Annotated in this window: 26 protein-coding genes and 1 riboswitch; of the genes, 20 read left to right on the top strand and 6 right to left on the bottom strand. The window is 54.8% G+C overall.

Annotated elements, in window-relative coordinates:
* The first annotated feature begins 91 nt into the window (after positions 1-91).
* From AC27IT_RS25650 to AC27IT_RS25620, 7 genes are all read left to right on the top strand, one after another.
* Entirely contained in the window at positions 92-475 is a 384-nt protein-coding gene (locus AC27IT_RS25650) for a hypothetical protein (protein ID WP_283858320.1), read from the top strand.
* Positions 476-534: 59 nt separating this feature from the next.
* The gene (locus AC27IT_RS25645; protein ID WP_035423170.1) at positions 535-1,011 is read left to right on the top strand and encodes an Ig-like domain-containing protein; all 477 of its coding nucleotides are present in this window, start codon (positions 535-537) and stop codon (positions 1,009-1,011) included.
* 158 nt (positions 1,012-1,169) lie between these two features.
* The gene (locus AC27IT_RS25640; protein ID WP_283858319.1) at positions 1,170-2,876 is read left to right on the top strand and encodes a HAMP domain-containing methyl-accepting chemotaxis protein; all 1,707 of its coding nucleotides are present in this window, start codon (positions 1,170-1,172) and stop codon (positions 2,874-2,876) included.
* Between the two features lie 68 nt (positions 2,877-2,944).
* The gene (locus tag AC27IT_RS25635; RefSeq protein ID WP_283858318.1) at positions 2,945-3,181 is read left to right on the top strand and encodes a hypothetical protein; all 237 of its coding nucleotides are present in this window, start codon (positions 2,945-2,947) and stop codon (positions 3,179-3,181) included.
* The gene (locus AC27IT_RS25630; protein WP_283858317.1) at positions 3,157-3,459 is read left to right on the top strand and encodes a hypothetical protein; all 303 of its coding nucleotides are present in this window, start codon (positions 3,157-3,159) and stop codon (positions 3,457-3,459) included. The genes AC27IT_RS25635 and AC27IT_RS25630 overlap by 25 nt, the downstream gene beginning before the upstream one ends.
* A gap of 27 nt (positions 3,460-3,486) precedes the next feature.
* Positions 3,487-3,681: a hypothetical protein gene (locus tag AC27IT_RS25625; RefSeq protein ID WP_025847265.1), complete on the top strand. Its 195-nt coding sequence runs from the start codon at positions 3,487-3,489 to the stop codon at positions 3,679-3,681.
* A gap of 196 nt (positions 3,682-3,877) precedes the next feature.
* A complete protein-coding gene (locus AC27IT_RS25620) occupies positions 3,878-4,351 on the top strand; it encodes a DUF5680 domain-containing protein (RefSeq protein ID WP_035423166.1) in 474 nt (157 codons plus the stop codon).
* Between the two features lie 158 nt (positions 4,352-4,509).
* On the opposite strand, the gene AC27IT_RS25615 is transcribed toward AC27IT_RS25620, so the two are convergent.
* Positions 4,510-5,319: an alpha/beta fold hydrolase gene (locus tag AC27IT_RS25615; RefSeq protein WP_283858316.1), complete on the bottom strand. Its 810-nt coding sequence runs from the start codon at positions 5,317-5,319 to the stop codon at positions 4,510-4,512.
* Positions 5,320-5,427: 108 nt separating this feature from the next.
* Here AC27IT_RS25615 and AC27IT_RS25610 point away from each other — a divergent pair, with 108 nt between their 5' ends.
* The 5 genes from AC27IT_RS25610 (at position 5,428) to AC27IT_RS25590 (ending at position 10,252) form a co-directional block, all read left to right on the top strand.
* A complete protein-coding gene (locus tag AC27IT_RS25610) occupies positions 5,428-5,811 on the top strand; it encodes a winged helix-turn-helix transcriptional regulator (protein WP_025847272.1) in 384 nt (127 codons plus the stop codon).
* A gap of 191 nt (positions 5,812-6,002) precedes the next feature.
* Positions 6,003-6,200, top strand: a riboswitch (cobalamin riboswitch).
* 147 nt (positions 6,201-6,347) lie between these two features.
* The gene (locus AC27IT_RS25605) at positions 6,348-7,508 is read left to right on the top strand and encodes an ABC transporter substrate-binding protein (RefSeq protein WP_025847274.1); all 1,161 of its coding nucleotides are present in this window, start codon (positions 6,348-6,350) and stop codon (positions 7,506-7,508) included.
* A 4-nt stretch (positions 7,509-7,512) separates the two neighbouring features.
* Positions 7,513-8,589: a FecCD family ABC transporter permease gene (locus tag AC27IT_RS25600; protein WP_487092163.1), complete on the top strand. Its 1,077-nt coding sequence runs from the start codon at positions 7,513-7,515 to the stop codon at positions 8,587-8,589.
* 18 nt (positions 8,590-8,607) lie between these two features.
* A complete protein-coding gene (locus AC27IT_RS25595; RefSeq protein ID WP_235694732.1) occupies positions 8,608-9,375 on the top strand; it encodes a heme ABC transporter ATP-binding protein in 768 nt (255 codons plus the stop codon).
* Between the two features lie 16 nt (positions 9,376-9,391).
* On the top strand, positions 9,392-10,252 hold the full coding sequence (locus AC27IT_RS25590; protein ID WP_283858314.1) for a class I SAM-dependent methyltransferase: 861 nt from the start codon (positions 9,392-9,394) through the stop codon (positions 10,250-10,252).
* Positions 10,253-10,296: 44 nt separating this feature from the next.
* Here AC27IT_RS25590 and AC27IT_RS25585 read toward each other — a convergent pair whose 3' ends face one another.
* Positions 10,297-11,397, bottom strand: a complete 1,101-nt coding sequence (locus AC27IT_RS25585) for a suppressor of fused domain protein (protein ID WP_283858313.1) — start codon at positions 11,395-11,397, stop codon at positions 10,297-10,299.
* 146 nt (positions 11,398-11,543) lie between these two features.
* Between AC27IT_RS25585 and AC27IT_RS25580 the strand changes: the two genes are divergently transcribed.
* The 5 genes from AC27IT_RS25580 to AC27IT_RS25560 all read left to right on the top strand — a co-directional run bounded on the left by AC27IT_RS25580 (position 11,544) and on the right by AC27IT_RS25560 (position 14,856).
* Positions 11,544-12,722, top strand: coding sequence for a DUF4272 domain-containing protein (locus AC27IT_RS25580; RefSeq protein WP_025847284.1), 1,179 nt, complete (start codon positions 11,544-11,546; stop codon positions 12,720-12,722).
* A 225-nt stretch (positions 12,723-12,947) separates the two neighbouring features.
* Positions 12,948-13,532: a sigma-70 family RNA polymerase sigma factor gene (locus AC27IT_RS25575; protein WP_283858312.1), complete on the top strand. Its 585-nt coding sequence runs from the start codon at positions 12,948-12,950 to the stop codon at positions 13,530-13,532.
* On the top strand, positions 13,522-13,680 hold the full coding sequence (locus tag AC27IT_RS25570; RefSeq protein ID WP_283858311.1) for a hypothetical protein: 159 nt from the start codon (positions 13,522-13,524) through the stop codon (positions 13,678-13,680). Before AC27IT_RS25575 ends, AC27IT_RS25570 begins: the two co-directional genes overlap by 11 nt.
* Before the next feature lie 7 nt (positions 13,681-13,687).
* Positions 13,688-14,449 (top strand): hypothetical protein, encoded by a 762-nt coding sequence (locus AC27IT_RS25565; protein ID WP_283858310.1) that lies wholly within the window; start codon positions 13,688-13,690, stop codon positions 14,447-14,449.
* Positions 14,389-14,856: an alpha/beta fold hydrolase family protein gene (locus AC27IT_RS25560; RefSeq protein ID WP_487092162.1), complete on the top strand. Its 468-nt coding sequence runs from the start codon at positions 14,389-14,391 to the stop codon at positions 14,854-14,856. The genes AC27IT_RS25565 and AC27IT_RS25560 overlap by 61 nt, the downstream gene beginning before the upstream one ends.
* 165 nt (positions 14,857-15,021) lie before the next feature.
* Here the strand turns inward: AC27IT_RS25560 and AC27IT_RS25555 are convergent, their stop codons facing one another.
* Together AC27IT_RS25555 and AC27IT_RS25550 are read right to left on the bottom strand one after the other, a co-directional pair.
* Entirely contained in the window at positions 15,022-16,521 is a 1,500-nt protein-coding gene (locus tag AC27IT_RS25555; protein WP_340673675.1) for a peptide ABC transporter substrate-binding protein, read from the bottom strand.
* Positions 16,522-17,035: 514 nt separating this feature from the next.
* Positions 17,036-17,602: a DoxX family membrane protein gene (locus tag AC27IT_RS25550; RefSeq protein WP_025847290.1), complete on the bottom strand. Its 567-nt coding sequence runs from the start codon at positions 17,600-17,602 to the stop codon at positions 17,036-17,038.
* Positions 17,603-17,914: 312 nt separating this feature from the next.
* Here AC27IT_RS25550 and AC27IT_RS25545 point away from each other — a divergent pair, with 312 nt between their 5' ends.
* On the top strand, positions 17,915-18,337 hold the full coding sequence (locus tag AC27IT_RS25545; RefSeq protein ID WP_025847292.1) for a hypothetical protein: 423 nt from the start codon (positions 17,915-17,917) through the stop codon (positions 18,335-18,337).
* Here AC27IT_RS25545 and AC27IT_RS25540 read toward each other — a convergent pair.
* Positions 18,332-19,198 carry an RNA polymerase sigma-70 factor gene (locus AC27IT_RS25540; RefSeq protein WP_025847293.1) on the bottom strand — a complete coding sequence of 289 codons (867 nt, stop codon included), beginning with the start codon at positions 19,196-19,198 and terminating at the stop codon, positions 18,332-18,334. The genes AC27IT_RS25545 and AC27IT_RS25540 overlap by 6 nt on opposite strands.
* A gap of 46 nt (positions 19,199-19,244) precedes the next feature.
* On the bottom strand, positions 19,245-20,417 hold the full coding sequence (locus AC27IT_RS25535; protein ID WP_025847295.1) for an NAD(P)/FAD-dependent oxidoreductase: 1,173 nt from the start codon (positions 20,415-20,417) through the stop codon (positions 19,245-19,247).
* A 225-nt stretch (positions 20,418-20,642) separates the two neighbouring features.
* Between AC27IT_RS25535 and AC27IT_RS25530 the strand changes: the two genes are divergently transcribed.
* Positions 20,643-21,383, top strand: a complete 741-nt coding sequence (locus tag AC27IT_RS25530; RefSeq protein WP_025847298.1) for a GNAT family N-acetyltransferase — start codon at positions 20,643-20,645, stop codon at positions 21,381-21,383.
* A gap of 159 nt (positions 21,384-21,542) precedes the next feature.
* Positions 21,543-21,836, top strand: coding sequence for a type II toxin-antitoxin system PemK/MazF family toxin (locus tag AC27IT_RS25525; RefSeq protein ID WP_327944829.1), 294 nt, complete (start codon positions 21,543-21,545; stop codon positions 21,834-21,836).
* Positions 21,837-21,941 lie beyond the last annotated feature (105 nt).

Here is a 21,941-nt window from a genome sequence, read left to right as displayed (position 1 = left end):
TGCAAAGCCATTGGCGCAGCCAAGTTTTCTAATCTCGGCATAGAGCCATCTGCGCTGAGGGATAGTAAACCTATCCTGATCTGGAAAAAGAGTGATTGGAAATGACCCGCAAAGAAAATCAGCCGGAACGACTCAGTTGCTCGCTGGCAAACCGTTCGGCCAGGCTATGGATCGGCTGCTCAAGCAAAAAAGCGTCGTTCGGGTAGACCGGCATGGAGAAGTAGCGGGCAACAGCGAACAACTGGGACAGGTCGCCGCCCTCCTGGATGAGTGGAGCCAGGAACTTGGAAGCAAGTCGGACTTGTTCGATCTCGAACGGCATATGCTGATCCAAGTCGCGGAAGCAGAGACGGATGGAGAGAGCGACGGCAATCAGCTCCGTTCGCTGCGTGCAGCAGCTATTTCCGCAGAGCCGACCGTCCGCCTTTCCGCAGAGCTGGTCGAGGCAATGGCCGAGCAACAATTCTGGCGATAGAAAAACGCGCGCTGAAGCTCGAACCGGAGGCAACGTATCAAATCCAGGTGACAGGCTATTTGACTAGCAGCCGCAAGCTGGATTTGACTGCGGCAGAAGATGGAACCACCTATACATCGAGCAAGCCGGAATGGATCGAGGTAAGCGAGGATGGCTTGGTCCGCGTCTTGCCAGAGGCAAAGCCGGGCAGCAAAGCGACCATCACGATTCAAAACGGGAGCAGCACAGCGAAGATGACGGTAACCGTCTATACGCTCGACAGCATCGCGGTGTCCCCGAAGCGTGATGTCGTCTATCCAGGGGAAAAATTGCAACTGAAGGTCAAAGGAAGCTATTCAGACCGGAGCGCGATTGATCTCACCAAGTCCAGTACGGGTACGACATATTCGCTCGATCAAGACGAATATGCGACAATCAGCGCGAACGGCTTGCTGGAAATCAGCCCGGATGCGCCTGACCAGGCCGCGATTACGGTGACGGTCGAAAATGGCAACGCCAGCACCACGTACACGGTCACAGTCAAACGTTCGAAATAACCGAGCAGTACAGGAGCCCGTCGGCAAACAGCCAAGCGGGCTCCTTTTTCTGTGCCAATGATTCAAAATCATGATTTGATACAATCTGCTCGTTTCAACGCATTTTCCAAAGGGTACATAGTACAAACAGAAAATGTTGAAAGTAGGAGAAAAATCAGATGAAACTCACAGTCGGAAAAAAGCTGTACGCAGCGTTTTTGGTGACGTTGTTGCTGATGGCGTCAGTCGGCGGGCTGGGCATTTATCAAATGAAAAATCTGAACGAAAAGGCAGTGGAGATCAATACGAGCTGGCTACCGGCCGTCGAAGATATCAATCATTTGAACTACTTGACGGAGCATGCCCGCGCTGTCCTGCTCAAGCATATTTTTTATCAAAGCAGAGAGGACAAGGAACCGCTGGAAAAGGAACTGGAGCAAGCCATGCAAGAGGTGAAAGCCGAGATCGCGTCCTACGAAAGCACGCTGGAAGAGGACGATGTGGAGGACAGGAAGATTTTCAATGCCTTCAAGAGCAACTGGGAAAAATACGAGCAAATTTATGAGCCGCTGCTTGCGGCTTCCCGCCTGAACGACACGGCAAGCATCCAGGCGGCGATCAAGGAAACGACGGTCTTGTTCACAGAGATGGACAACGATCTCAATGCTCTGGTCAAAATCAATCATGACGGAGCCAATCGGGAGAGCGAGGAAGCTGCCGCGATTTACGCCGAGGGGAGAACCGTCACGCTCGTGATGATGAGCGTTTCCCTTTTGCTGACCTTTGTGTTCGCGGCGGTAATCACAAACGGGATTCGCAAGCGGCTGCAAAAGCTCGCCCATCAGGTGAATGCGGTAGCGGAAGGCAATTTGCGGCTGGAAGCCCTCCCGGCAAAAGAAACGGACGAGATTGCAGAGCTGACCCGCGATTTCAACAACATGCTGGCGAAGCTGCGCGAGATTGTTTTCCAGGTGAACATGACCGCCCAGCAAGTCGCCGCCTCTTCGGAGCAACTGACAGCCAATGCCGAACAGTCGGCCAAGGCGGCCGAGCATATTGCCGTGGCGATTCAGGAGGTGGCGAGCGGCTCGGAGAAACAGGTGCAGGGCGTAGAAGAGAGCTTCCGCACCGTGGAAGAAATGTCTGGCGACTCCGAGCAGATTGCCGCCAAGGCCAACTCCGTGGCGGACATCTCGCTGCAAGCCTCCGAGCTGGCGCAGGCCGGAAACCAGTCTGTGCAAACGACCTCGAGCCAGATGAACGCGATTCATTCGACGATGAACGAGCTGGCCCACGTCGTAAAAGGATTGGGAGAGCGCTCCACAGAGATCGGGCAAATTATCGAAGTGATTACGGATATTGCGGATCGGACGAACCTGCTGGCGTTGAACGCGGCGATTGAGGCGTCCAGAGCCGGAGAAAGCGGGCGTGGCTTCGCGGTGGTCGCCGCAGAAGTGCGGAAACTGGCGGAGCAGTCGCAAGCCTCTGCCGAGCAGATCGCCCTGTTGATCCAGGCGATTCAGCAGGAGACGGCGAAGGCTGTCTCGACGATGGAAGCAGGCATGAAGGAAGTGCAGGAAGGCATGCATGTCGTGCAGCGCGCAGGGCAAACGTTCGAGCAAATTCAGCAGTCTGTACTGGAGGTGGCAGCGCAGATTCAGGAAGTCTCGGCCGCTTCCGGCCACCTCGCTACAGGTGCCGAGCGCGTCGTTCATGCGATCCAGTTGATTTCCGGCGTAGCGCAGACGGTGGCCGCAGGCACGCAAAATATTACGACTGCGGCCGAAGAACAGTTGGCGTCGATGGAGGATATTACTTCTTCGGCGGCAGCGCTCTCCAACATGGCCGAGGAGCTGCAATCATCCGTGCGCGTATTTAAGCTGTAGCGTCTGTCCTTTCCCTCCTGGAACAGATAGAATGGGAAGTATGGAGTCTTCTTGACTAGGAGGAAAACATGTATAAAGTTGGGGTTATCGGTCCTCATTCATCCGTCGAACGAATCATTCAGTTCGGAAAAGAATATGAACTGACGATGACATTCATGGGGTATTACCAGCATGAGTTTTTAAATAAGGTGAGCATCGACGAGATTACGACCTCCCATCTGGAACAGGCTCTGCAACAGATAGATATCCAGCCGCAGGAGATGTATGTGAAAACTTTGACGTGCATTCCAGCACGCAGGAGCTGATTGATTTTCACCTGGAGCTGTATAAAAGCGAGAAAACGAAAGGGGCCCTGACCTGCTTTGAGGCGGTCTATCTGGCGCTGACCGAAGCAGGGGTGCCGACCTACCGGATCGCGAGCACGGACATGGAAATTCGCCAGGCGCTGCGCATTCTCGCGGAAAAAATCCGTACCTTTTACTACAAGGACACGCAGATTGGCGTGCAACTGTGGAATTGGAGCAGTTTGAAAAAATTAGCGAGAAAGCGAAAAGCTTCTACCATTTGCAGTTGTTTGAGATGAAGGTCAAAGAAACGCTGTTGCGCTACTGTGAAAAGCTGGACTGCGATTGTCGCCATCGTGGGAGCGATCGGGATTTACTGCGAGGACAACCGGAAGGCGATCGAAGAGCTGACGCTGGAAGAATTGCAGCAGATCAGCCCGCACATCGAAGGCGATCTGTACGCGTTTATTGATTATCAAAACATCCTGAACAAAGGGATTAAAGTGGGATTGCTGCGCTAGCAGAAGGACGAAGGGCTGGCTTTTTCGCGCCGGGACGGGCAATCCAACGATGAAAAACTGCGAGAAGCAGGAAGGACAGCGAGCCACCCGATGAGGTGGCTTGCTTTTTGGGGAAATTGCAAGAAAATTTTTACAGGAAATCGCCCGCTTTTCTTGAACTGTATGTAGGAAACGAACCGAAAAAGAGGTGTTGGGAATGCGTGACCTTTTTTCCGTTGCCGACCTGGAAACGTTCATCGTGCAAGCCAAGCAGCACACTTATGTAGGGGGAGCCAAGCGGCTTTTGCCGTATCGGCTCGGGTCCAAGGACATTCAATACGTAAGCGGGGAGTGGGCCTATCACGACAGTTATTTGGGAGAGAGCGATTTTATCGGGCAAGAGGTTGTGTATTTCCGAAAAAGCCCGGTGTGGGCGATGAATTATTTTGGCTACATCACCAAGCCGGAGCGAATCGACGCGCATGCCGCGGGACTGATGATTAAGGCCAGCTTGTCGAACATGTACGCGGAGGGCCGTTTTTTGGGAGCATTCGAGCATGTGCAGGACGATTTGCGCTATGTCGATACGAATGAGGGCGATGCGACCTTTTTTCAGGGGAAAGAATTTATTTACCGCCAGGATGAGATTGTCTATGAATTGCTCTATCACGGCGGGGTGTTGAAAAAGTAGGAAGTGCGTAAGCGGCTGCGGTGCCTTTTTCGCCATGATCGTGAAGACGAAAAACGCCAACCTTAGCTGCTCGAAGCGATCCAGCAAAAAAGCTATGGAAGCCACCCGGAAAAGGTGGCTTTTTGAATGATGTGTTCATCATCAATCTGCGAGCCCGGTTATTTTGGGGGAAGCGCGCGGATTGCGCGGACAAAAGACACGATGGTGTCGATCAGTTCTGCCTCCTGCTCCCACAGCACCAGATGCCCCGAAGCGATTTCGTGGTAGCGCGCGTCAGGCAGGAGAGCGGCCAGTTCTCTGGTTTGTTCGACAGGCACCATGCGGTCGTAAGTCAAGCCGATGACTTGCGCCGGGGCGGTAACTTTGCCAAGCAAGGGCCGCAGGTTGATGCGAGTGTCAAGTTCAGCCTGTTTGCCAGTCCCTTCGGCAAGTGTCGCAGCCAAATTGGTTGTAAACTCGTGCAACTGTTCCACGGTTTGAAAGGAGCTGTAAAAGGTCGAGCTAAAGCCGGTATGGATGGCGAATTGGGCGAACAGCTCCCGATCTTGACGGAACAGCTTTTGCCACAGATCGAACTGGTAGGCGATGGCCGGATCGCTTTCTACCCAGCCCGCGATTGGCGTCACGGATTGGACCCGCTCGGGGTATTTGGCGGCGATGGCAGTCGCGATGACGGCACCGAGCGAATAGCCTACGACATGAAAGCGTGTAAAGCCTTCCTGCGTAACAGCTTGCACATTTTGCTCGATCAAATCGTCCAGCTCCAGCCGGTCGCGGGAATCTTGCGTTTTGCCCGAGCCGCTGTAATTGGGGGTGATGACGGTAAAGTCAGGTGCCAGAGTGTTTCTAAGATTGCCCCACGTGCCTTCGTAACTGCCTCCTGTGCCGTGAATCAATAGCACGGCAGGCCCGTTTCCTTCCACGGCATAGGCGACGTTTGCGGGACCGACTTGAACGTATTTTTCCATGGGCTCCTCCTCGAAATCGTGTTTTACAAAAGTGATCTTACCGAATGCACTATAAAAAAGTAAGTACGCACTTTTTCGTTGAATACTTACCAAAAGGGAAGTGAAACGATGGGGAACCAGCAGGTGATGTATCAAATAAACGGCAAGCAGTTTCAGTGTCCGATTGAGTTGTCGGTGTCCATTCTTGCCGGAAGGTGGAAAACGACGATCATTTGCCAGCTTTTGAAAGGGAAAAAACGGTACGGCGAGCTGAAGAAAGGCATCATCGGCGTGAATCACAAAATGCTCGCGGAACAGTTGCGGGAGCTGGAGGAGGCGGGGATTGTACGGCGCCATGTGTACCCGGTCGTTCCGCCAAAGGTGGAGTACGAACTGACAGAGCGGGGAGAAGCCCTGCGCCCTGCTATTGAATACTTGATTGCATGGGGAGAACAGTTTGGCACACCTGTGCCTGTGGCGGATGAAGACGATCCGCCTGCCCGTAGCTGCTGAGAGCAAGGAACGTTTGGGGCCGAACCGGACAGCGAATGCCGCGTGGCCCTATAGCCAGGAACAGGAGTAAGCCGTCCAGTTTGTGCGGCCTTGCCTCGCCTCGCTCCCAGTAGGAGCAGTGCAGAGTAGCCGATTTGTTTGAACAGTTGTCCCTGCCTTATGAAAATAATGGTATAATCAGCCGTGAATACATGAATAGCATGCAGCTAGGTGCCTTTGCGAGAGCAAGGGGTAACAGGGAATCGGGTGAAAATCCCGAGCGGTCCCGCCACTGTAAACGGGGAGTTCTCTTTCCTACATGTCACTCGGAGTAAAGCATGTCTGCCGGGGAAGACGAAAGAGCGCGATGAGCCGAAAGCCAGGAGACCTACCTAGTTTGCCACACCCGTAACCTTCGCGGAAAAGGAGAGGTGTAGGAAGAAGATGCGACAGCCTGAGTCTAGGCTAACTATGTCGACTGACAGCTTCTACACGTCTGCCTCGTCCGTTGGGACGGGGCTTTTCTATTCGATCAAAAGAAAAAAGGAGTGGAAATGATGCTGCAAAAGACAGGAAGAGGGGCCAAAGTATGGCTGGCAGGTCTGCTGGCTGTGTTGCTGGTGGCGACAGGATGCTCGGCTGCGCCAACTGCCCAACAGGCGGAGCAAACGGGGCAAGCAGGGCAATCTGCGCAAGCGCCTGCAGACGAGCTTACCTTCCAAGACTCTGCCGGGACCACGATCACGTTGAAGCTGCCAGTAGAGCGCGTGATCGTCCTCAACCGCAATACGGCAGAAGCGATCAAGCTCTTGGGAGCGGAACAGTACGTGCTGGCTACAGGCGACACGACGGTCAAAAACAACCCGTACCTCGGCTTTGACGGCAAGCCGGATGTGGGGGAAACCAAACAGATCAATCTGGAGCAGGTTATCAGCCTGAAGCCGCAGGTCGTCTTTGCGTACACGAACCGTCCGGACAAAACGCTGGAAGAAAAGCTGGAGCCAGCCGGAATCAAAGTCGTGCGGATCAACAACTACTTGCCAGAGCAGATGGACGAGGAACTGAAGCTGCTCGGTAAAATTTTTGACAAATCGGACAAGGCTGACGAATTTCTCGCCTGGAAGCATTCGATTGAAAAGCTGTTGGCCGACCGTGTGGCAGGCATCAAGGAGGAAGACAAAAAGCAGGTGCTCGCCCTGTCAGCCGGATTTCTCCATACAAACGGAGGCTACCGGGTTTTCCCCAGCCAGTCCATCGAAGGGAAGCCCGGCGTAGGGGAAGGCTACGCGACCATTTTGGCTGGCGGAAAAGACGCCGCCGATCTGCAGTGGGACCCGGCGGAAGCTTCGACGACGATCATGGTCGACGAAGAATACGTGCTCAAGCGCAATCCGGAGGTCATTACGCTGCACGGCACGTGGCTGGGCGGTTACAACGTGCAGGATAGGAAGCCGTTTGAAGACGCGCTGCGTCATATCATGAGCACGACTTCTGTTTCGCGCCTCAAGGCGGGGCAGACGAAAGACATTTACTTTTTCTACACCAACTTTGTCGGCTCGGACAAGCGGTATATCGGCAATCTCCAGTTGGCCAAATATTTGTATCCGGATAAATTCCAGGATATCGAGCCGGAGCAGTATGCGAAGGAGTATTTTGAAAAATGGTTAGGCGTGCCGTACCAAGGCATTTGGCACTATTCGTTCAAGGATGTTCAGTAGCCGTATGCAGCCAGTGGACCAGCTTGTAGAACGGCCGATCCATGCGATCTATCAAGGCAGCGTCAAAAGCAAGCTGGGGATGCTCGCAACCCTCTTGCTCCTGCTGGCGCTATCCACCCTGTATGCGATCAGTCAGGGAGCGGTAAAAGTGCCGCTGCCTGAGCTGCTGGCGATTTTGGCCGGGCAGCCTGCCGATGAAATGACGGCCTACATCGTGTTCGAAATCCGGCTGCCGCGCATGGTCATGGCGATCATCACGGGGATTTCGCTGGCGTGTGCCGGAGCGATCATGCAGGCGATTTTGCGCAATCCGCTGGCAGACCCGTTTACGCTCGGCGTATCGAGCGGAGCCGCTTTTGGAGCCGCATTGGCCATCGTGGCCGGGACGAGTGTGTTTGGCATCAATCTCGTCTCGACCGGGCAGTGGATGATCGCACTGAACGCGTTTGTGTTCGGCTGTCTCGCTGTGTGCGCGGTCTACGGCATCGCCAAGCTGAAAAACAGCTCGACGACGGTGCTGCTTTTGGCAGGGGTGGCGATAGGGCATTTGTTTTCGGCGGGGGTATCCGGTCTGAAGTATTTTTCCAACAACGAAGCGCTGAAAGACTTGGTCGTCTGGCTGATGGGCGGATTTTGGGGAGCGAAGTGGCAGGTGCTGCATATTTTGCTGCCGCTGGTTATGATCGCGCTCGTCATTTTGCTCAAATACGCCTGGGATTTGAATACGCTTGGCGCGGGAGAAGATGTTGCCCGTACCTTGGGCGTCAACGTCAAACAGGTGCGCTGGGTGTGCCTGCTGGTCGTCACCCTGATGGCTTCCGTCACGATTGCTTTTACGGGGATTATCGGGTTCATCGGGCTGGTGGCGCCGCATATCAGCAGAATTATCATCGGGACGGACTACCGCTTTTTGCTGCCGTGCTCCTGCCTGTTGGGCGCACTGCTGCTGCTCTTGTCAGATACGGCGGCGCGCCTGCTCCTGTCTCCGATCGAGATTCCGGTGGGAATTGTCACAGCGCTGTTCGGCGCTCCGTTTTTTGTTTATTTGCTGCTGAAAAAGCGCAAGTACTACTGGGCGTAGGGGGGCGATCGCGTGTTCATGCAGGTGAAGGACTTGGCGGTCCGGTACGGAGCAAAGACGATTTTGAAACAAATCCAGATGAGCCTGGCAAAAGGCGAGGTCGCAAGCATCATCGGGCCAAACGGTGCCGGGAAAACGACCTTGCTCAAAAGCCTGGCCTCGATCATCCCGGCAGAACGAGGGCGGATATGGATAGATGGCAAAGATGTCCGCTCGTACTCGGCCAACGAGTTGGCGAAAAAGCTCGGCTATGTGCCGCAGCAGGCTGCTTTTGGCTATCCGCTTACGGTGCTGGAAACCGTGCTGTTGGGCAGAAAGCCGTACATCCAGTGGAACGTGACGGCGTCCGACCTGCACATTGCAGGCGAGATCATGGAGCAACTGCAAATCGCGGGAATGGCGCAGCGATATACAGACGAGCTGAGCGGGGGCGAACGGCAAAAGGTGCTGATTGCTCGCGCGCTGGCCCAGCGGCCGGAAGTGTTGCTGCTGGACGAGCCGACATCCGCCCTCGACATTCGTCACCAGTTGGAGGTGCTGGAGCTGGTTCGCCAGCTTGCCCGTCAGCAGCAGGTGCTCGTCGTGCTGATTTTGCACGATCTCGAACTGGCCGCGCGGTACTCAGATCGGGTGTTTTTGCTGCAACAAGGAGAAATTTTTGCTTCCGGCAGGCCGGAGGAAGTGTTTACGCCTGCGCATATGGAGCAGGTGTACGGGGTAAAAGTCGAGATTGGGCAAGGGAGCTGCGGGCTGAAGCTGACGACCATGCTGCCGGAGAAACGGTAAGCGGAGGGGGGAGACGATGTACTACGGAGTAAAGCTGATGATGAATGCGAAAAGCGCGTGGTTGGAAGGGATGAAAAACTGGGAAGGCCGCTTGCCGGAGCGCATGATCGACGACCAGCTTGAGGAAAGCTTTTGGGATCAGTTTTTGCAGCGAAAAAGAGCGGAGGTGGCAACCGACGGCTACGTGCAGGAGCTTGGCCGGGAGCTGCTGTCGTTCATCGAGGAAGGCGACGAGGTGCTGGAGATCGGGCCGGGCTGGGGAAACTACACGTTTGCGGCCGCGGGCAAAGCGGGAGCGCTCACCTGCGTAGACAGCTCGGCCAGCGTGCTGGGCTATCTGGAGCGGGAAGCGCGGGCGAAAGGCTTGTCCAACATGAGCTTCGTCCATGCCAAGTGGGAAGAGTACGAGCCGCCAGCCAGGCATGATGTCGTGTTTGGCGTCAACTGCTACTATCGGATGCAGGCGATCGATCAGGCGATGGCGAACATGAACAATGCGGCGAAGCGCTGGGCCGTCATCGGGATGACCAGCGGCCCGGAAAAACCGCACTACTGGGAGATTTACGAGAAGCTGGGGTACAAAATCAGATTTTCGCGCAGAGACTACATCCATCTGACCAACCTGCTCTACGAACTGGGCATTGATGTGAACTGCAAAATTGTCCCGCTGCAAAAAACGTATGTGTATGAGACGATGGAGCAATTCGTCAGCCAAAACCTCAGCGCGATTATGGAGACGGACTATGACCGCGCGAAAGCCGAGGCGATATTGCGCAATCATTTGTCATGGGTAGACGGCAAGCCGGCGTATGTGCATCATTTCAAGGCAGCCTTGCTGTACTGGAGGCCGGAGAGAACGATCAGCCTGACGCGCTAACAGGAAACAACCCTGTCTGTTTCTTTGGCAGACAGGGTTGCTTTTTAGTTTTCGCTTGAATTAATCCATTTTTCATTTCGGTTGAAAATCCACTCGTCTGTCGTTCCCGCTGCCAGGCGGATCAACGCCTCTGTTCCATTCGCCTCAGCAAATTGCCGCTCCTGCTGGGTGAGCGGAATCATCCAGAGCAAGTTGACAGGATCGCCGTACACGTCGGCAAAAGGAATGGCCGGAGCGTGTTCCGGCTGGGCGAGCAGCATCGCGGTGAAGCGGCTGTCGATCTGGCTGATCTCCTGGCACGGAATCGTGTGCCCTTGGGCGAGGAAGGTCAGGTACGACCAGGGAAGCGACGTTTGCCCGCTGATGTAGGAGAGAAGCTGCTGTTCATTTTCAGCCAGCCATTTCGTTTCGCAGGCAAAAGCCAGCTCAAAGCGGCGCAGCCGCTCCGGTGATTCGGTGTACTGCTCGACTTTTGGCTGCGGCACAATGGATACGCCCAATGTGACCGCGTACGTGACCTCGCCCTTTTCGATCGTCACCAACGCTTTCGGGGGCCAGTGCCCGCCGTCGATGCCGTAATAATTTTTGACCGGGCCGAGGGCGGATGTGATCGCATCCAGGTATTGGTGTTGCAGTTCCGGCCAAGGATGCTCATCCCAGCTTGCCCAAAATTGCCGGGCAGACTCGATGCGCGCAAACAAAGCGTTCGTGTCTGGCGTTCCCAGCGGAAAACAGAGGGGAGATTCCGCAATGCAGTCGCGCGCATACGCCGGGTAGCTTGCGCCGTCAGGGCCTTGCCCCGCCCAGCCGGGAATGACGGCAAGCACCTCGTCCTCGTAGAGCAGTGCGGCGGCATCCCCCTCCGCGAACCAGATGATCGACAGTTTGTCCGGGTCGAGCTTTTCCGCCCCAGACGGATGCGCACAGCAGTCGCGCGGCAGCATGGGCGCATGGCCGTCTTCCATCGCGGAAAAATCTAGCGACTCGGGGGCTGGCCCGTAGTTTCGCACCCAGCAGGAGCGGATGTTGGCGTATTCCTGTCCGGGAAAATCCCACAAATAAAAGTAGACGCCGGATTCGTCTTCTTCGACAAAGGCTTGAATCTCGCAAAGGGGAGAAAATTGTTCCAATAGGATGTTTTTCATCAGGTCACCTTCCAGCGGAAAAATGGTTGATCGCAAAAATAGGTAGATGTAAACTTGCAGGAACAGGGGTAGAATACCATAATTGACTATTGGTGGCAAAAAAATTGCGGCAAGAAAAAATATACGCACGAAAGCGGGGAGCAATGATGAACCAGTGTACGCTGTACGTTTCCATAGCCGATCCTCAAAAAATCGTGGAAGCTATTGTAGCGGCGTTTCGCGATAGAGAGGTGCAATTTTCCGGGGATGGGCAAAGTGTGACGGTTACCGACAAAAAATGGTTTAGCAAAAGCACACTGACGTTCAACTTCATGCGCGAGGACGCAGATCCGGAGCGTTTTCTCCAGATGAAGCAAGGGATGTACGGCTTCTTTGCCAGAATCGACACCCCGCATGAAAAGGTCAAGGAAAAGCTGCTCATCCAGATTACCGCGCTGAACGTGGCGGTAGGCATCGTCGCCAGCAAGGAAATGGACGAGGAAACGCTCACCTTGATCCTGGCCGTGGCTGAAGAAGTGTCAGGCCTTGTTTTTCTCCCGACAGGCGACATGCTGGACAAGCAGGGCAGGCTGATTTTGAATACAGAGGGCGACTCCGAGGTGGACGATTTTCTCGTGACGGTCAGCTCGGATTTCCTCGATCGGCACGTGCAGCCGTCCCAGTCTGGCGAAGAGCGAAAAGCGCGGAGCATCCGGCTTTTGCAGGAGCGAGGAATCCCGTACATTGCGCACCTGCCTGCGATCGTGGGGGACGAGAATGCCGTCATCCGAAGCAAGGAGGAAATCGTGCAGCGGGCGATTGCGCTGTGCCTGATTGCCGTCTACGCGGCCGGAATCGCGGAGAATGGGCAGATCGCGGAAGAGCGCGAGTTCATCGAAGGCATCATCGACCAGTATGGGGCCGCTTCGTTCTTTACAGAAAAAGAACGGCAACTGCTCGATGACCCGAACCCGAGCCAGACCGACATGATCCAGATGGCGTGGATGTACGAATGCTACTGGGTGCTGTTGTGGGCGCTCGGCTACAAAAAGGAGCTGGAGTTTCCGGGCGAGATTTGCGATGTCAGCTTCGCTATCGACGTGCTGCGCAGCGCCGGCGATTATCAAACTTTCTACGACAACGCGGTCGTGCGCAGCAAGGCAGAGATTTTGGATCAGGCAGATTTGATCTACCGCTACGATTGGGCGTGCGTGGATGCGCGCATCAACAACCGGACGGTAGCAGGCGGCCTGGATGCAGGAGTGGTGCTGGAGAGGCACCGCGCGCTGAACTGGCTCATTCGTTACATGGAGGACGAGTGGGATCACGTGCAGTTGGATACGTAAATAATGGAGCGGAATATTTGAATAGTGTCATCACAGAAACAGGCTGATACCGTTGTGGGCGGTGTCAGCCTGTTTGGCGTTCCCCAAAATGCGTTTTTGGAAACGGCTTGTTAATACAATCCGCTTTTTCCCGTATTAACAAGCGTGAGACTCACAGGAACCACAACAAATTGCGCAAATTGTTCGATTGGCATGTCTAAAGTCGAGAGAAGGGAGGGGAAGCCGTTGGAGATCGTCCAACTGACCACGGGCGTCCGCCAAAGCGAGAAGGGCGAGAGCCGTGGGGAAAGCATGGCGGTAGCCACGTTTGCGGAAATATACGATGCCTACTATAAACGCGTCTACAAATATATTTGCTACCGGATCAACAACCACTATGCGGCAGAGGAAATATGCAGCCATGTATTTGAAGCGGTGATAGCGAAGTACAGCAGCTTTTCAGCGGAGAAAGCAAGCTTTGAGGTCTGGCTGTTTGCCATTGCCAGAAATGCGGTGACGGATTACTTCCGCTCGCAGAAAAAACGAGCTACTTTTTCGCTGAGCGCCCTCCTGCATATCGCCATGCCCAAGTCATCCCCGGAAGAAATCGTGATCCGCGACGACCGTCACGCCGCTTTGTTCCAGGCGTTGGCGAAGCTGAGCGACAAAGAACGCAACATCATCGGCATGAAGTACGCGGCCGGCTTGAAAAACGCAGAAATCGCCGAACTGCTGGGCGTCAGCGGCTCGAATATCGGCGTCGTTCTGTACAGGTGCTTGAAAAAGCTGCAAAAGGAACTGGAAAAGGGAGGGGTTCGGTATGAGGAATAAGCACAATACCGACGAATTTCATGAACTGGCCCGCTACTTGACCCGGGTCGAGCTGCACGACGAGGCGGCGAAGGACAGAATCTACAATCGGCTCACATACAAGCTGGAAACCGGGAAAATCCGGGCAGATCAGGGGAAAAAAGGATGAGATCAGAGTGAGCAAACGCAGTTGGAAATCGGTTGCTGTCAGTGTCGTTGCCATCGTTTGCTTGACAGGCGCGTTCTCGACTGCTTCTTTTGCGCAAGAAATGCTGTCGTCCATTTTGGCGCGGTTTCAGGTGGGGAATTTGCAAATTGTGCAATACGATCAGGAGCCTGCTGCCCCGGCCAGCGAGCAGGCTGCCGGGCAGGCAGGGAGAGAGACTGCCCGCGCGGAGCAAGCGCAGCCCCGCCCGCATCTGAGCTTGCAGGAAGCGCGCGCCGTGCTGGGGCTGAATTTCCCGGCTCCTTCATGGATGGGGGATTACGAATACGTCAACACCGTCATTCACGGCGACAGCATGGCGGAAGCCCAATACGCGGCTGGGGAGAAGAGCGTGAACTTCCTGATCTCCCAGGGCGGGGAAAACGGCATCGGGACGACCGAAGAAGTCAAAACAGAAGTGCTCGCAGGCACGAAGGTGTACTTCGCGAACGGAATTGTGATCTGGGAGCAGAACGGGTACACGATCGAGATGTACGCGCGTGAGGATTTTGATTCCGCTACACTGGGCAAAGTGATCGAGGGCTTCACGGTGGGGGCGGCGCTTACGCAAGCGGAAGTCGAGCAGGCGAAAGAAAAGTATAGGAGTGCGGTTCCGGCGGAAGGGGCGGGTCCGGTTCCGGCGGAAGGGGCGCTCCCAGGCAACAGCAACCGTTGCTCACCCGGATCGGAAAAAGCGAGGCGCTGCTTCAACGCTTTTTGCAAAAGCAACTGACGCAAAAACGGCTGGAGAGCGCGATGCTGGAACAAGGTGCATTTCGCTCGGCGGCGGAGATTCCCCCCGGCTATCTGGAAAAGACGGCAGGCCTCCTGCAATCTCCGCGCATCAGCAGGACGCATGCAGAGCTGCTTCGGTATTTCATGCAAGATTTTCGCGGGATGGAGTGGGAGCGAGCTGTCCGCTTTCCCGTGCAGGTCGTTTGGGGCAACCGCGATATGGCCTATCACATGTCGCGCGAGCAGGAGGAAGCTTTGCAGCGTGCCGGGTTTGCGGTCCAGCGCATCGACCGGGCGCACCATTTTCCGCTCAGCCATCCCGCCGAAACAGCGAGCCTGCTGCGAATGCGAAGAGACAGCCAGCAGTCTCCGCCGACAAACGCAATGGCGGCGGATCGCGCATGAAAAAAGGCACGGCTTGCCGTTTGACCGACCATAAGCTGATTTCTCTCCATTAATCAACAACGCCAAGGCGATTTGCACGAAAAAAGGAGCGATGCCGGATATCCGGGCAAAGCTCCTTTTGGCGATTGGCGAAGGGGGCAGGCGTGGAAGCGGCGGGCGGTTGCGCTACTTTTCGATATACGCGTACTTGAAGTACGGGCCGCCGAGCGGGAAGATCACGAAGTCTTTCACCTTGTCGTTTTTCACGTAGGCGTTGCCGCGGAAGTGCAGCGGCGCGAGCGGCATTTCCTCCATGAGAATTTTTTCGGCGTCAAACATCAGTTGCTTACGCTTTTGGGCGTCGGTTTCGTAGTAGCTTTTGTTCAGCAGGTCGCGGTATTCCTTGTTGTCGAAGCGCACGACGTTGTTGCCGCCTTCTTTGTCCTTGTACATTTCCAGGAAGTTGATCGGGTCGTTGAAATCGGCGCCCCATAGCCAGATGCCGAAGTCGTATTTTCCGTTCTGCACGTCCTCGTTGAAAACTTTCCACTCGGCTGTGCGAATGTCGATGTTGATGCCGAGCGTTTTTTTCCATTCGTCTTGCAGCGCTTGCGCGATCTTTTTGTCGGTTTCGCCCGTGTCGTAGTAGTACGTGACTTTCGGGAACTCGCTCAGTCCCAGCTCCTTCATTCCTTCGGCCAGAAGCTGCTTCGCTTTTTCCGCGTCTTCCTTGAAGTACCCGTCCGGATTCAGCCCCATGGACGTAGGCACCCAACCGTAAGCAGGCGGCACGCCAGTTTGCAAAATGTTGTCGATCAACATTTGCCGATTGATCGAGTAGGCGAAAGCCTGGCGAATTTTTTTGTTGGTAAACGGCGGCTGTTGCGTGTTGAAAATAACGGCTTTTGTGCCGGGATTATCCGCGACCACCAGCTTGCCTTCCTCCCAATAGGTGGGGCTTTTGCTGAAGGCGAGCTTGGCTTTATGCTCCCATGTGTCAATGACAAACGGGCCGTTGCCGACGATGGTCGAGGCGGCGTTTGCCCACTTCGGATTGCTCTCCAATGTTTTTTTGTGCAGGGGGTAGTAAGTAGTGAATGAAGTCAGTTCGCGGAAAAACGGTGTCGGTGAGCGTAAGGTGAAGTCGAGTGTGTAGTCGTCTTTTGCTTTGACGCCGACGTCTTCGGCTTTGCCTGTGCCGTTGAAAAACTCTTCGCCGCCTTTGAGGTAAAAAAGCTGGTAGGCGTAGCCGGAGGCGGTTTTCGGATCGAGATTGCGCTTGATCGCGTATTCAAAATCGTGCGCGGTGACAGGATCGCCGTTGCTCCATTTGGCGTCTTTTCGCAGCGTGAAGGTGAAGTGGGTGAAGTCAGGGGAGTTGGTAAAGCTCTCTGCCGTTCCGTTAATCATCTCGCCTTGCCGATCCACAATCGTCAGCCCTTCAAAAGCGAGATTAATCATGTCCATGCTAGAGGCGTCGGTGGCGATGCCCGGGTCCATCGTCGGCGGCTCGCCCGTGATGCTCCAGTGCAAGACCATCGGTTCCTGCGCGGCAGACTTTTCTGTTCCGTCAGCAGCTTGCTGGTTTGCAGCAGGTTGGGCATTTTCAGCGGGCGTGGTCGTACAGCCGATGAGCAAACTTGCCAGCAATGACGTGCTACAAACGACGCGTAACCATGTTTTCATCAGTGACCCTTTATTTATTCAGAAAATTTAAAAAACAGTTACCTAGAAGGATAATCCAGTTGGCGAGAGCTGTCATTCAACACGATGTATAAATATGCACAGAGATTGTTCCTTTACAGGAGAGGAAAATTCATACAATTTGTCCTTTCAGCAAAACGGCAGAGGGAAGGAGAGGGCTTGAAATAGTGGCGGGGCTGGTCAAAAGCAAAGCGCTGATCTACACCCGCGATATGCGGGGTGACCAGCGCTTTTGTTTGTTGTATGCAGTTCGTAATTGGAAGAACGTCTTGTGCATACGCATATTTGCGCGGCTCGGGAGAACGCCTCGTGCATTCCCGCATGTCGCGACTTAGAGCGAATGCCTCGAGCATTCCCGCATGTTGCGACTTGGAGCAAACGCCTCGTGCATCCCCATATTCCGCGACTTGGGGAGAACGTCTCGAGCATTCCCGCATGTCGCGACTTGGTGCGAACGCCTCGAGCATTCCCGCATGTCGCGACTTGGTGCGAACGCCTAGTTTATCCCCACATTCCGCGACTTGGAACGCGTCCACGGAGTGCCGAGATACGAAAGCGCCCAGCGGTCCAGACCGTACCAGCCTGCTACTTTCCAGGCCAGAACGAGCCAGGTGGCAAAAATGAACAGCAGTGGGTTGGTGCTGATTGTTCCTGCGAACAGGAAGCTGACGTTCATCAGCCCGCCGAAGAAGGCGGCGATGCCCGTGAGTAGCCCGAGGATCAGGCCCAGGCCGACGAGCACCTCTCCGTAGGCGACCATGAAGCCGAACAGCTTGGCGTTAGGCAGTACCGCATTTTCCAGGAACCAGGCGTACCAGGAAGTGACGTCTTTTCCTTCTGCCGCTTTCGCGAGCGAGCCTTTGATGAAGCCTTCGATGGCCGCTCCGGCTTTGTCCCCGGTCCAGGTGTCGGTATGGATTTTTTTCCAGCCGGCTGTGATCCAGGCGTATCCGACATACAGACGGATGAGGAGCCAAATCCAGGCTGAACGGGTGCTGGTGAACAAAAACTGGGATACGGGATTTTCAGGGATGATGATTTCGTTGTTGTTTGGTGGACGCATGTGTACGTGCCCTCCTTTAAAAAAATAGAATGGATACCTTGTGATGGATATTGATTCCAGGTGATTTTAACACAAGGACTGGCTGCCTGGTGTGGTTTTGGGCATAAGTTCATAGGTTGTTCTTTGACACTATTGCCACGATGTTAACCGTAGTTCTATAGTCATATGTCCCGGTATCCATACGGCTTGCGGCCCCGGCAAGAAAACATCGTTTTTCCGAAATAAAGTCATTAGCGAGAAATGTTGACAAGTTAAGATATGGTGAATTGTGTTGAGGTTTGTTAAAAATATGCTGACCAATGGAGCGCAGTTATGAGGCGAAATTTTGTATCTTTTCAGATGAAGCTCAGCGTGATGATTTCGCTGTTTACGATGCTGGTGGCGATTGTGCTGTCACTCATCGACTATGCGCAGCTCAAGAAAACGATTCTGACTGAAAAAGCGGTCCAATACCAGCTCGTGGAAGATCGGGTCATCCACGCGGTAAAATGTGGACCTCGTCTCGTGTACAGCGTTTTTGAACAGGACATGGAGGGGCGCATGCAGCGCACGCTGGAAAAGCTGGCGAAAAACTACGAGCGCAGCCCCGACGTGCATAGTTGGGACTATGCGGCTTTGCGCGAGCAGTACGGGATGGATTTTTTCGTCATCGACCGAACGATCAAAGTGGTCGATTCGAGCGTCACACGTGAAAACGCCCCCTTCGAGTCAGCCGCGAAGGGGGCGTTGCTATGAGCGAACCGCTTGCAACTTATCCGGGTTGCGGACGAAGTACAGGCGATAAAGCCGTCCGTTTTGCAGATGGGGGAAAACGACCGTGTCCACCTCGCCGTCCTGGCGGATGACGAGCGCCACTTGCCCGTTTAGCGGCGCAAGCTCTATCGCAAACGAAGCGTTTTGGGCGAAGCGGGCGCTCAGGCCGAGCAAAAAACGGGCGACGCGCTCGCCGGACACAATCGGACGAATCGCTGCGGACACTTTGCCGCCGCCGTCGGTGAGCAGCTCGGCGTCAGCGGATAAGAGAGCCAGCAAAGCCGTTACATTGCCTTGCTCCAGCGCGGCGAGAAAGCGGCTCATCCATTGTTCGCCGAGTTCGGTTTCCTTGGCGCGGATCGGGGCGTCGGGGGCGATTCCCAGCTTGCCTTTGGCCCGGCTGATGAGCTTGCGGCAATTGGTTTCGCTTTTGTCGACCAGCCCGGCAATCTCGGCGTAGTCGAAGCCAAACGCTTCGCGCAGGACAAAAACCGCCCGCTCCGCCGGGGACAGCCGCTCCAGAAGTACGAGCATGGCGTAAGACAGCAGATCTTTGGTGACGACGGCATCATAGCTGTCGGCTTCCGGTGTCGGGATCGGCTCCGGGAGCCATGGCCCTGTGTACAGCTCCCGCTTGTGGCGGGCTGATTTCAACAGATCGAGACAGCGGTTTGTCGTCATTTTGCACAAGTACGCTTTCGGCTCCGCGATTTGCTCCAGCGCGACGCCATGGGCTTTCAAAAAGACGTCCTGAACGATGTCTTCTGCGTCTGTAGACGAGCCTGTCAGTTGGTAAGCAAGATGAAACAGCAGTCCTTTGTATTGCTGGTACAACGCCTCCATCGCGCGCTCCTTTCCTTTTTCAGCCAGAGCTGCCTGCCTTTTTTCCTTATTTTATCATGCTGGCGATATTCCACGTGAACTGGCGCAGCTTCCAGCCGAGCTTTCCGGTCAAAATGATGTCCAGCCCCCATTTGCGCGTCCAGACCATGGCTCGCCCCGGCCCCAATCCGACGCAGAAAAAATCCATGTAGCCCTGATGCGCGGGAGCCGCCGTGCCTTGCAAATCAGCCAGCACGACTTTGCCGAGGCGGACGGCTTGCCCTGCCGCTTCCTTGCAGGTCATCCGGTCGGCCTGGCCGCTCGCGGGGTCAACGATGCGGGCGCAATCGCCAATACTGTAGACGCCGGGAGCACCAGCCACCCGGTAGGACTGATCGACGACCAACTGTCCGTGTACAGTGAGCGGCAGGCCCATCTGGCGCAGCGCAGGGTTTGGCAACAGGCCGAGCGACCAGATGCACAGGCCGACGGAGAGGGAGCGGCCCGTGGACAGGTGCAACTGGCCGCCGTGCTCGCGAATCGCTTTTGTCCCGTGCAAAACCGTGACGCCTGCTTCTGTTAAAGCCTGCTCCAGCTTGTGCGCCATTTTTGCCGAGCCTTCTGTAAAAAGCCGGCTTTGCGCGTTTAGTAAATACACCTTGACCTCGGTGGGAGCAATCCCGTGGGTTTGCGCTTCCCGGCGCATGGCAAAAGCCAGCTCGGCAGCCGTTTCGATGCCGCTGATGCCCGCTCCTGCCACGGCGAGCGTCAACAGGCGCTGTCTTTCCGCCGGGCTGTTTTCCCGTGCGGCCAGCCGCATGTTGTGCTGCCAGGTGGTGCGGATCGTCTCGGCAGCCGCGACGCCAGTCAAGGCGATGCCGCCCTGCTCCGGCTCCACCTGCCGGACGACACTGCCCACAGCCAGCACGAGCACGTCATAGGCCAGCGCCTGCTCTTTTCCGGTTGTATCTGCATAGGTGAGCGTTTTCGCGCCTCCATCTACGGACAAGACTGTGCCTTGCAAGCAGTCCACGCCTTCGGGGAAGAGGCTTTTCAGCGGAATGGCGATATCGGTTTTGGCGGCGGCCGGTTTGAACAGCAGCACCTTGCGCAGATGGCAAGGTTCTTTGTCGATCAGGATCAGGTGCACGGGACGTCCTTTCAGTGTGTCCTGGATCGCTTTTACCGCATGGATTCCCGCGTAGCCGCCCCCGACGACCACCACTGTTAGTTCTTGCATGAAAATCAGCTCCTTGTGGCGAGTTGACCATAGAACGAGGCGGAGTGATTTTTTGTGACGCGAGGTAGTCGGTTTTTTGGGCGAAAAGGCTCTGGCGCGGAAATAGTTTGTGTCTCAATCAAGTTTTGATAGAATGAAAGAGTTGTGGAAAGGTTTTCCTATCTGTTAGCAGGCAGGGGCCTTTTCCGATAGAGAGATAGCGACTTTTTTGGGAGGATGGATAGAATGGCATACAAAGTGTACACACAAGCAGAACGTCCTGATTTGAACGATCAGATGGCCGACGTGATCGCAGCCAGTTGGTCTACCTTCATGCTGCATGACGAAGTGGCCGACCAGCATTACGATCGGCTGGAAGAGTGGTTCGCTTCCTTTCAATACTTGCTGACAGATGAAAACGACAAAGTCATGGCGGTGGGCAATTCGATTCCTTTTTATTGGGATGGTACCCTGGACGGCATGCCAAAAGGCTGGGACGATGTATTCCTGCGCGGAATCGAAGGCTACGCCAAAGGGCAAAAGCCAAACACACTGTCGGCTCTCTCGATTTCGATCGACCCTAAATATCGCGGCCTTGGCCTCAGCCGCCAGATGGTGACGGCGATGAAGGACATCGCGAAGCAAAACGGGCTGGACTACATGGTGGCGCCTGTGCGTCCGTCGCTCAAGCACAAATATCCGCTGATCCCGATGGAAAACTACCTCGAATGGAAAACAGCGGACGGCGCTCCTTTCGACCCGTGGGTGCGCACGCACTGGAAGATGGGCGCGAAAATCATGAAAGTGGCTGGGGAATCCATGTTCATCAGGGGCAGCCTGGCGAATTGGGAAGAGTGGACAGGGATGAAATTCCCCGAGTCCGGCACGTACATTATTCCGGATGCGCTCGTTCCGGTGCGCATCGAAGTGGAAAAGGACGAGGTCGTGTACGTGGAACCGAATGTGTGGATGCAGCATTTTCTGTAAAAGCCAGTGTGCATAGCTGGAAGCTGTTGTTTTCTTAGATGAGAAGAGCCGTTATTTGTGCGGCTCTTCTTTTGCATTCTACGATTTGTCTGAAAAGAATGATAAAATTCACTCGACAAATGGAAAAAGACTTTCTACACTGGTTCCGGCAAGGTAAATATTGGCGACATCTTTTATGCCGACTTGGGGATGAACTACAATCCGGAACTGGCATATGCTCATCCGGTTGTTGTATTGGAAGAAGTGGGAGCTCTCGTTTTAATCGTGCCGGTTACAACGTCAAGTGATATGGTCACAGCAGCGTATCATCCTGTTGATAACCCGAATGGGAACAAGCTTCTGTGGAGGGTGTACTCTACAGACGGTTTTAGTAAAACAGGAGCAGTTATTTTGTCTAATATGAGGACGATTAGTAAAGGTCGGTTATTAGATGAGCATTTTGCAGAAATCTGAGCCCTTGAGACACAAGGATTTCTAGGGATAAAAAAGGGACTTCACCCCAATTTGGAGAAGTTTTTCGGTGACCAAACCAAAAACGCCCAAAAGGAGGAAGTCACC

The organism is Brevibacillus sp. YAE8 (assembly GCF_057543335.1).
The sequence above is the reverse complement of the archived record's forward strand: the minus strand, read 5'-3'. Positions and strand labels throughout refer to the sequence as shown.

What these genes read in the sequence shown, in the direction of transcription:
- AC27IT_RS25640 (WP_283858319.1), top strand. Translation starts at nt 1,170, where the DNA reads ATGAAACTCACAGTCGGAAAAAAGCTGTACGCAGCGTTTTTGGTGACG.
- AC27IT_RS25635 (WP_283858318.1), top strand. Translation starts at nt 2,945, where the DNA reads ATGTATAAAGTTGGGGTTATCGGTCCTCATTCATCCGTCGAACGAATC.
- AC27IT_RS25620 (WP_035423166.1), top strand. Translation starts at nt 3,878, where the DNA reads ATGCGTGACCTTTTTTCCGTTGCCGACCTGGAAACGTTCATCGTGCAA.
- AC27IT_RS25615 (WP_283858316.1), bottom strand. Translation starts at nt 5,319, where the DNA reads ATGGAAAAATACGTTCAAGTCGGTCCCGCAAACGTCGCCTATGCCGTG.
- AC27IT_RS25610 (WP_025847272.1), top strand. Translation starts at nt 5,428, where the DNA reads ATGGGGAACCAGCAGGTGATGTATCAAATAAACGGCAAGCAGTTTCAG.
- AC27IT_RS25605 (WP_025847274.1), top strand. Translation starts at nt 6,348, where the DNA reads ATGCTGCAAAAGACAGGAAGAGGGGCCAAAGTATGGCTGGCAGGTCTG.
- AC27IT_RS25600 (WP_487092163.1), top strand. Translation starts at nt 7,513, where the DNA reads ATGCAGCCAGTGGACCAGCTTGTAGAACGGCCGATCCATGCGATCTAT.
- AC27IT_RS25595 (WP_235694732.1), top strand. Translation starts at nt 8,608, where the DNA reads ATGCAGGTGAAGGACTTGGCGGTCCGGTACGGAGCAAAGACGATTTTG.
- AC27IT_RS25590 (WP_283858314.1), top strand. Translation starts at nt 9,392, where the DNA reads ATGTACTACGGAGTAAAGCTGATGATGAATGCGAAAAGCGCGTGGTTG.
- AC27IT_RS25585 (WP_283858313.1), bottom strand. Translation starts at nt 11,397, where the DNA reads ATGAAAAACATCCTATTGGAACAATTTTCTCCCCTTTGCGAGATTCAA.
- AC27IT_RS25580 (WP_025847284.1), top strand. Translation starts at nt 11,544, where the DNA reads ATGAACCAGTGTACGCTGTACGTTTCCATAGCCGATCCTCAAAAAATC.
- AC27IT_RS25570 (WP_283858311.1), top strand. Translation starts at nt 13,522, where the DNA reads ATGAGGAATAAGCACAATACCGACGAATTTCATGAACTGGCCCGCTAC.
- AC27IT_RS25555 (WP_340673675.1), bottom strand. Translation starts at nt 16,521, where the DNA reads ATGAAAACATGGTTACGCGTCGTTTGTAGCACGTCATTGCTGGCAAGT.
- AC27IT_RS25550 (WP_025847290.1), bottom strand. Translation starts at nt 17,602, where the DNA reads ATGCGTCCACCAAACAACAACGAAATCATCATCCCTGAAAATCCCGTA.
- AC27IT_RS25545 (WP_025847292.1), top strand. Translation starts at nt 17,915, where the DNA reads ATGAGGCGAAATTTTGTATCTTTTCAGATGAAGCTCAGCGTGATGATT.
- AC27IT_RS25540 (WP_025847293.1), bottom strand. Translation starts at nt 19,198, where the DNA reads ATGGAGGCGTTGTACCAGCAATACAAAGGACTGCTGTTTCATCTTGCT.
- AC27IT_RS25535 (WP_025847295.1), bottom strand. Translation starts at nt 20,417, where the DNA reads ATGCAAGAACTAACAGTGGTGGTCGTCGGGGGCGGCTACGCGGGAATC.
- AC27IT_RS25530 (WP_025847298.1), top strand. Translation starts at nt 20,643, where the DNA reads ATGGCATACAAAGTGTACACACAAGCAGAACGTCCTGATTTGAACGAT.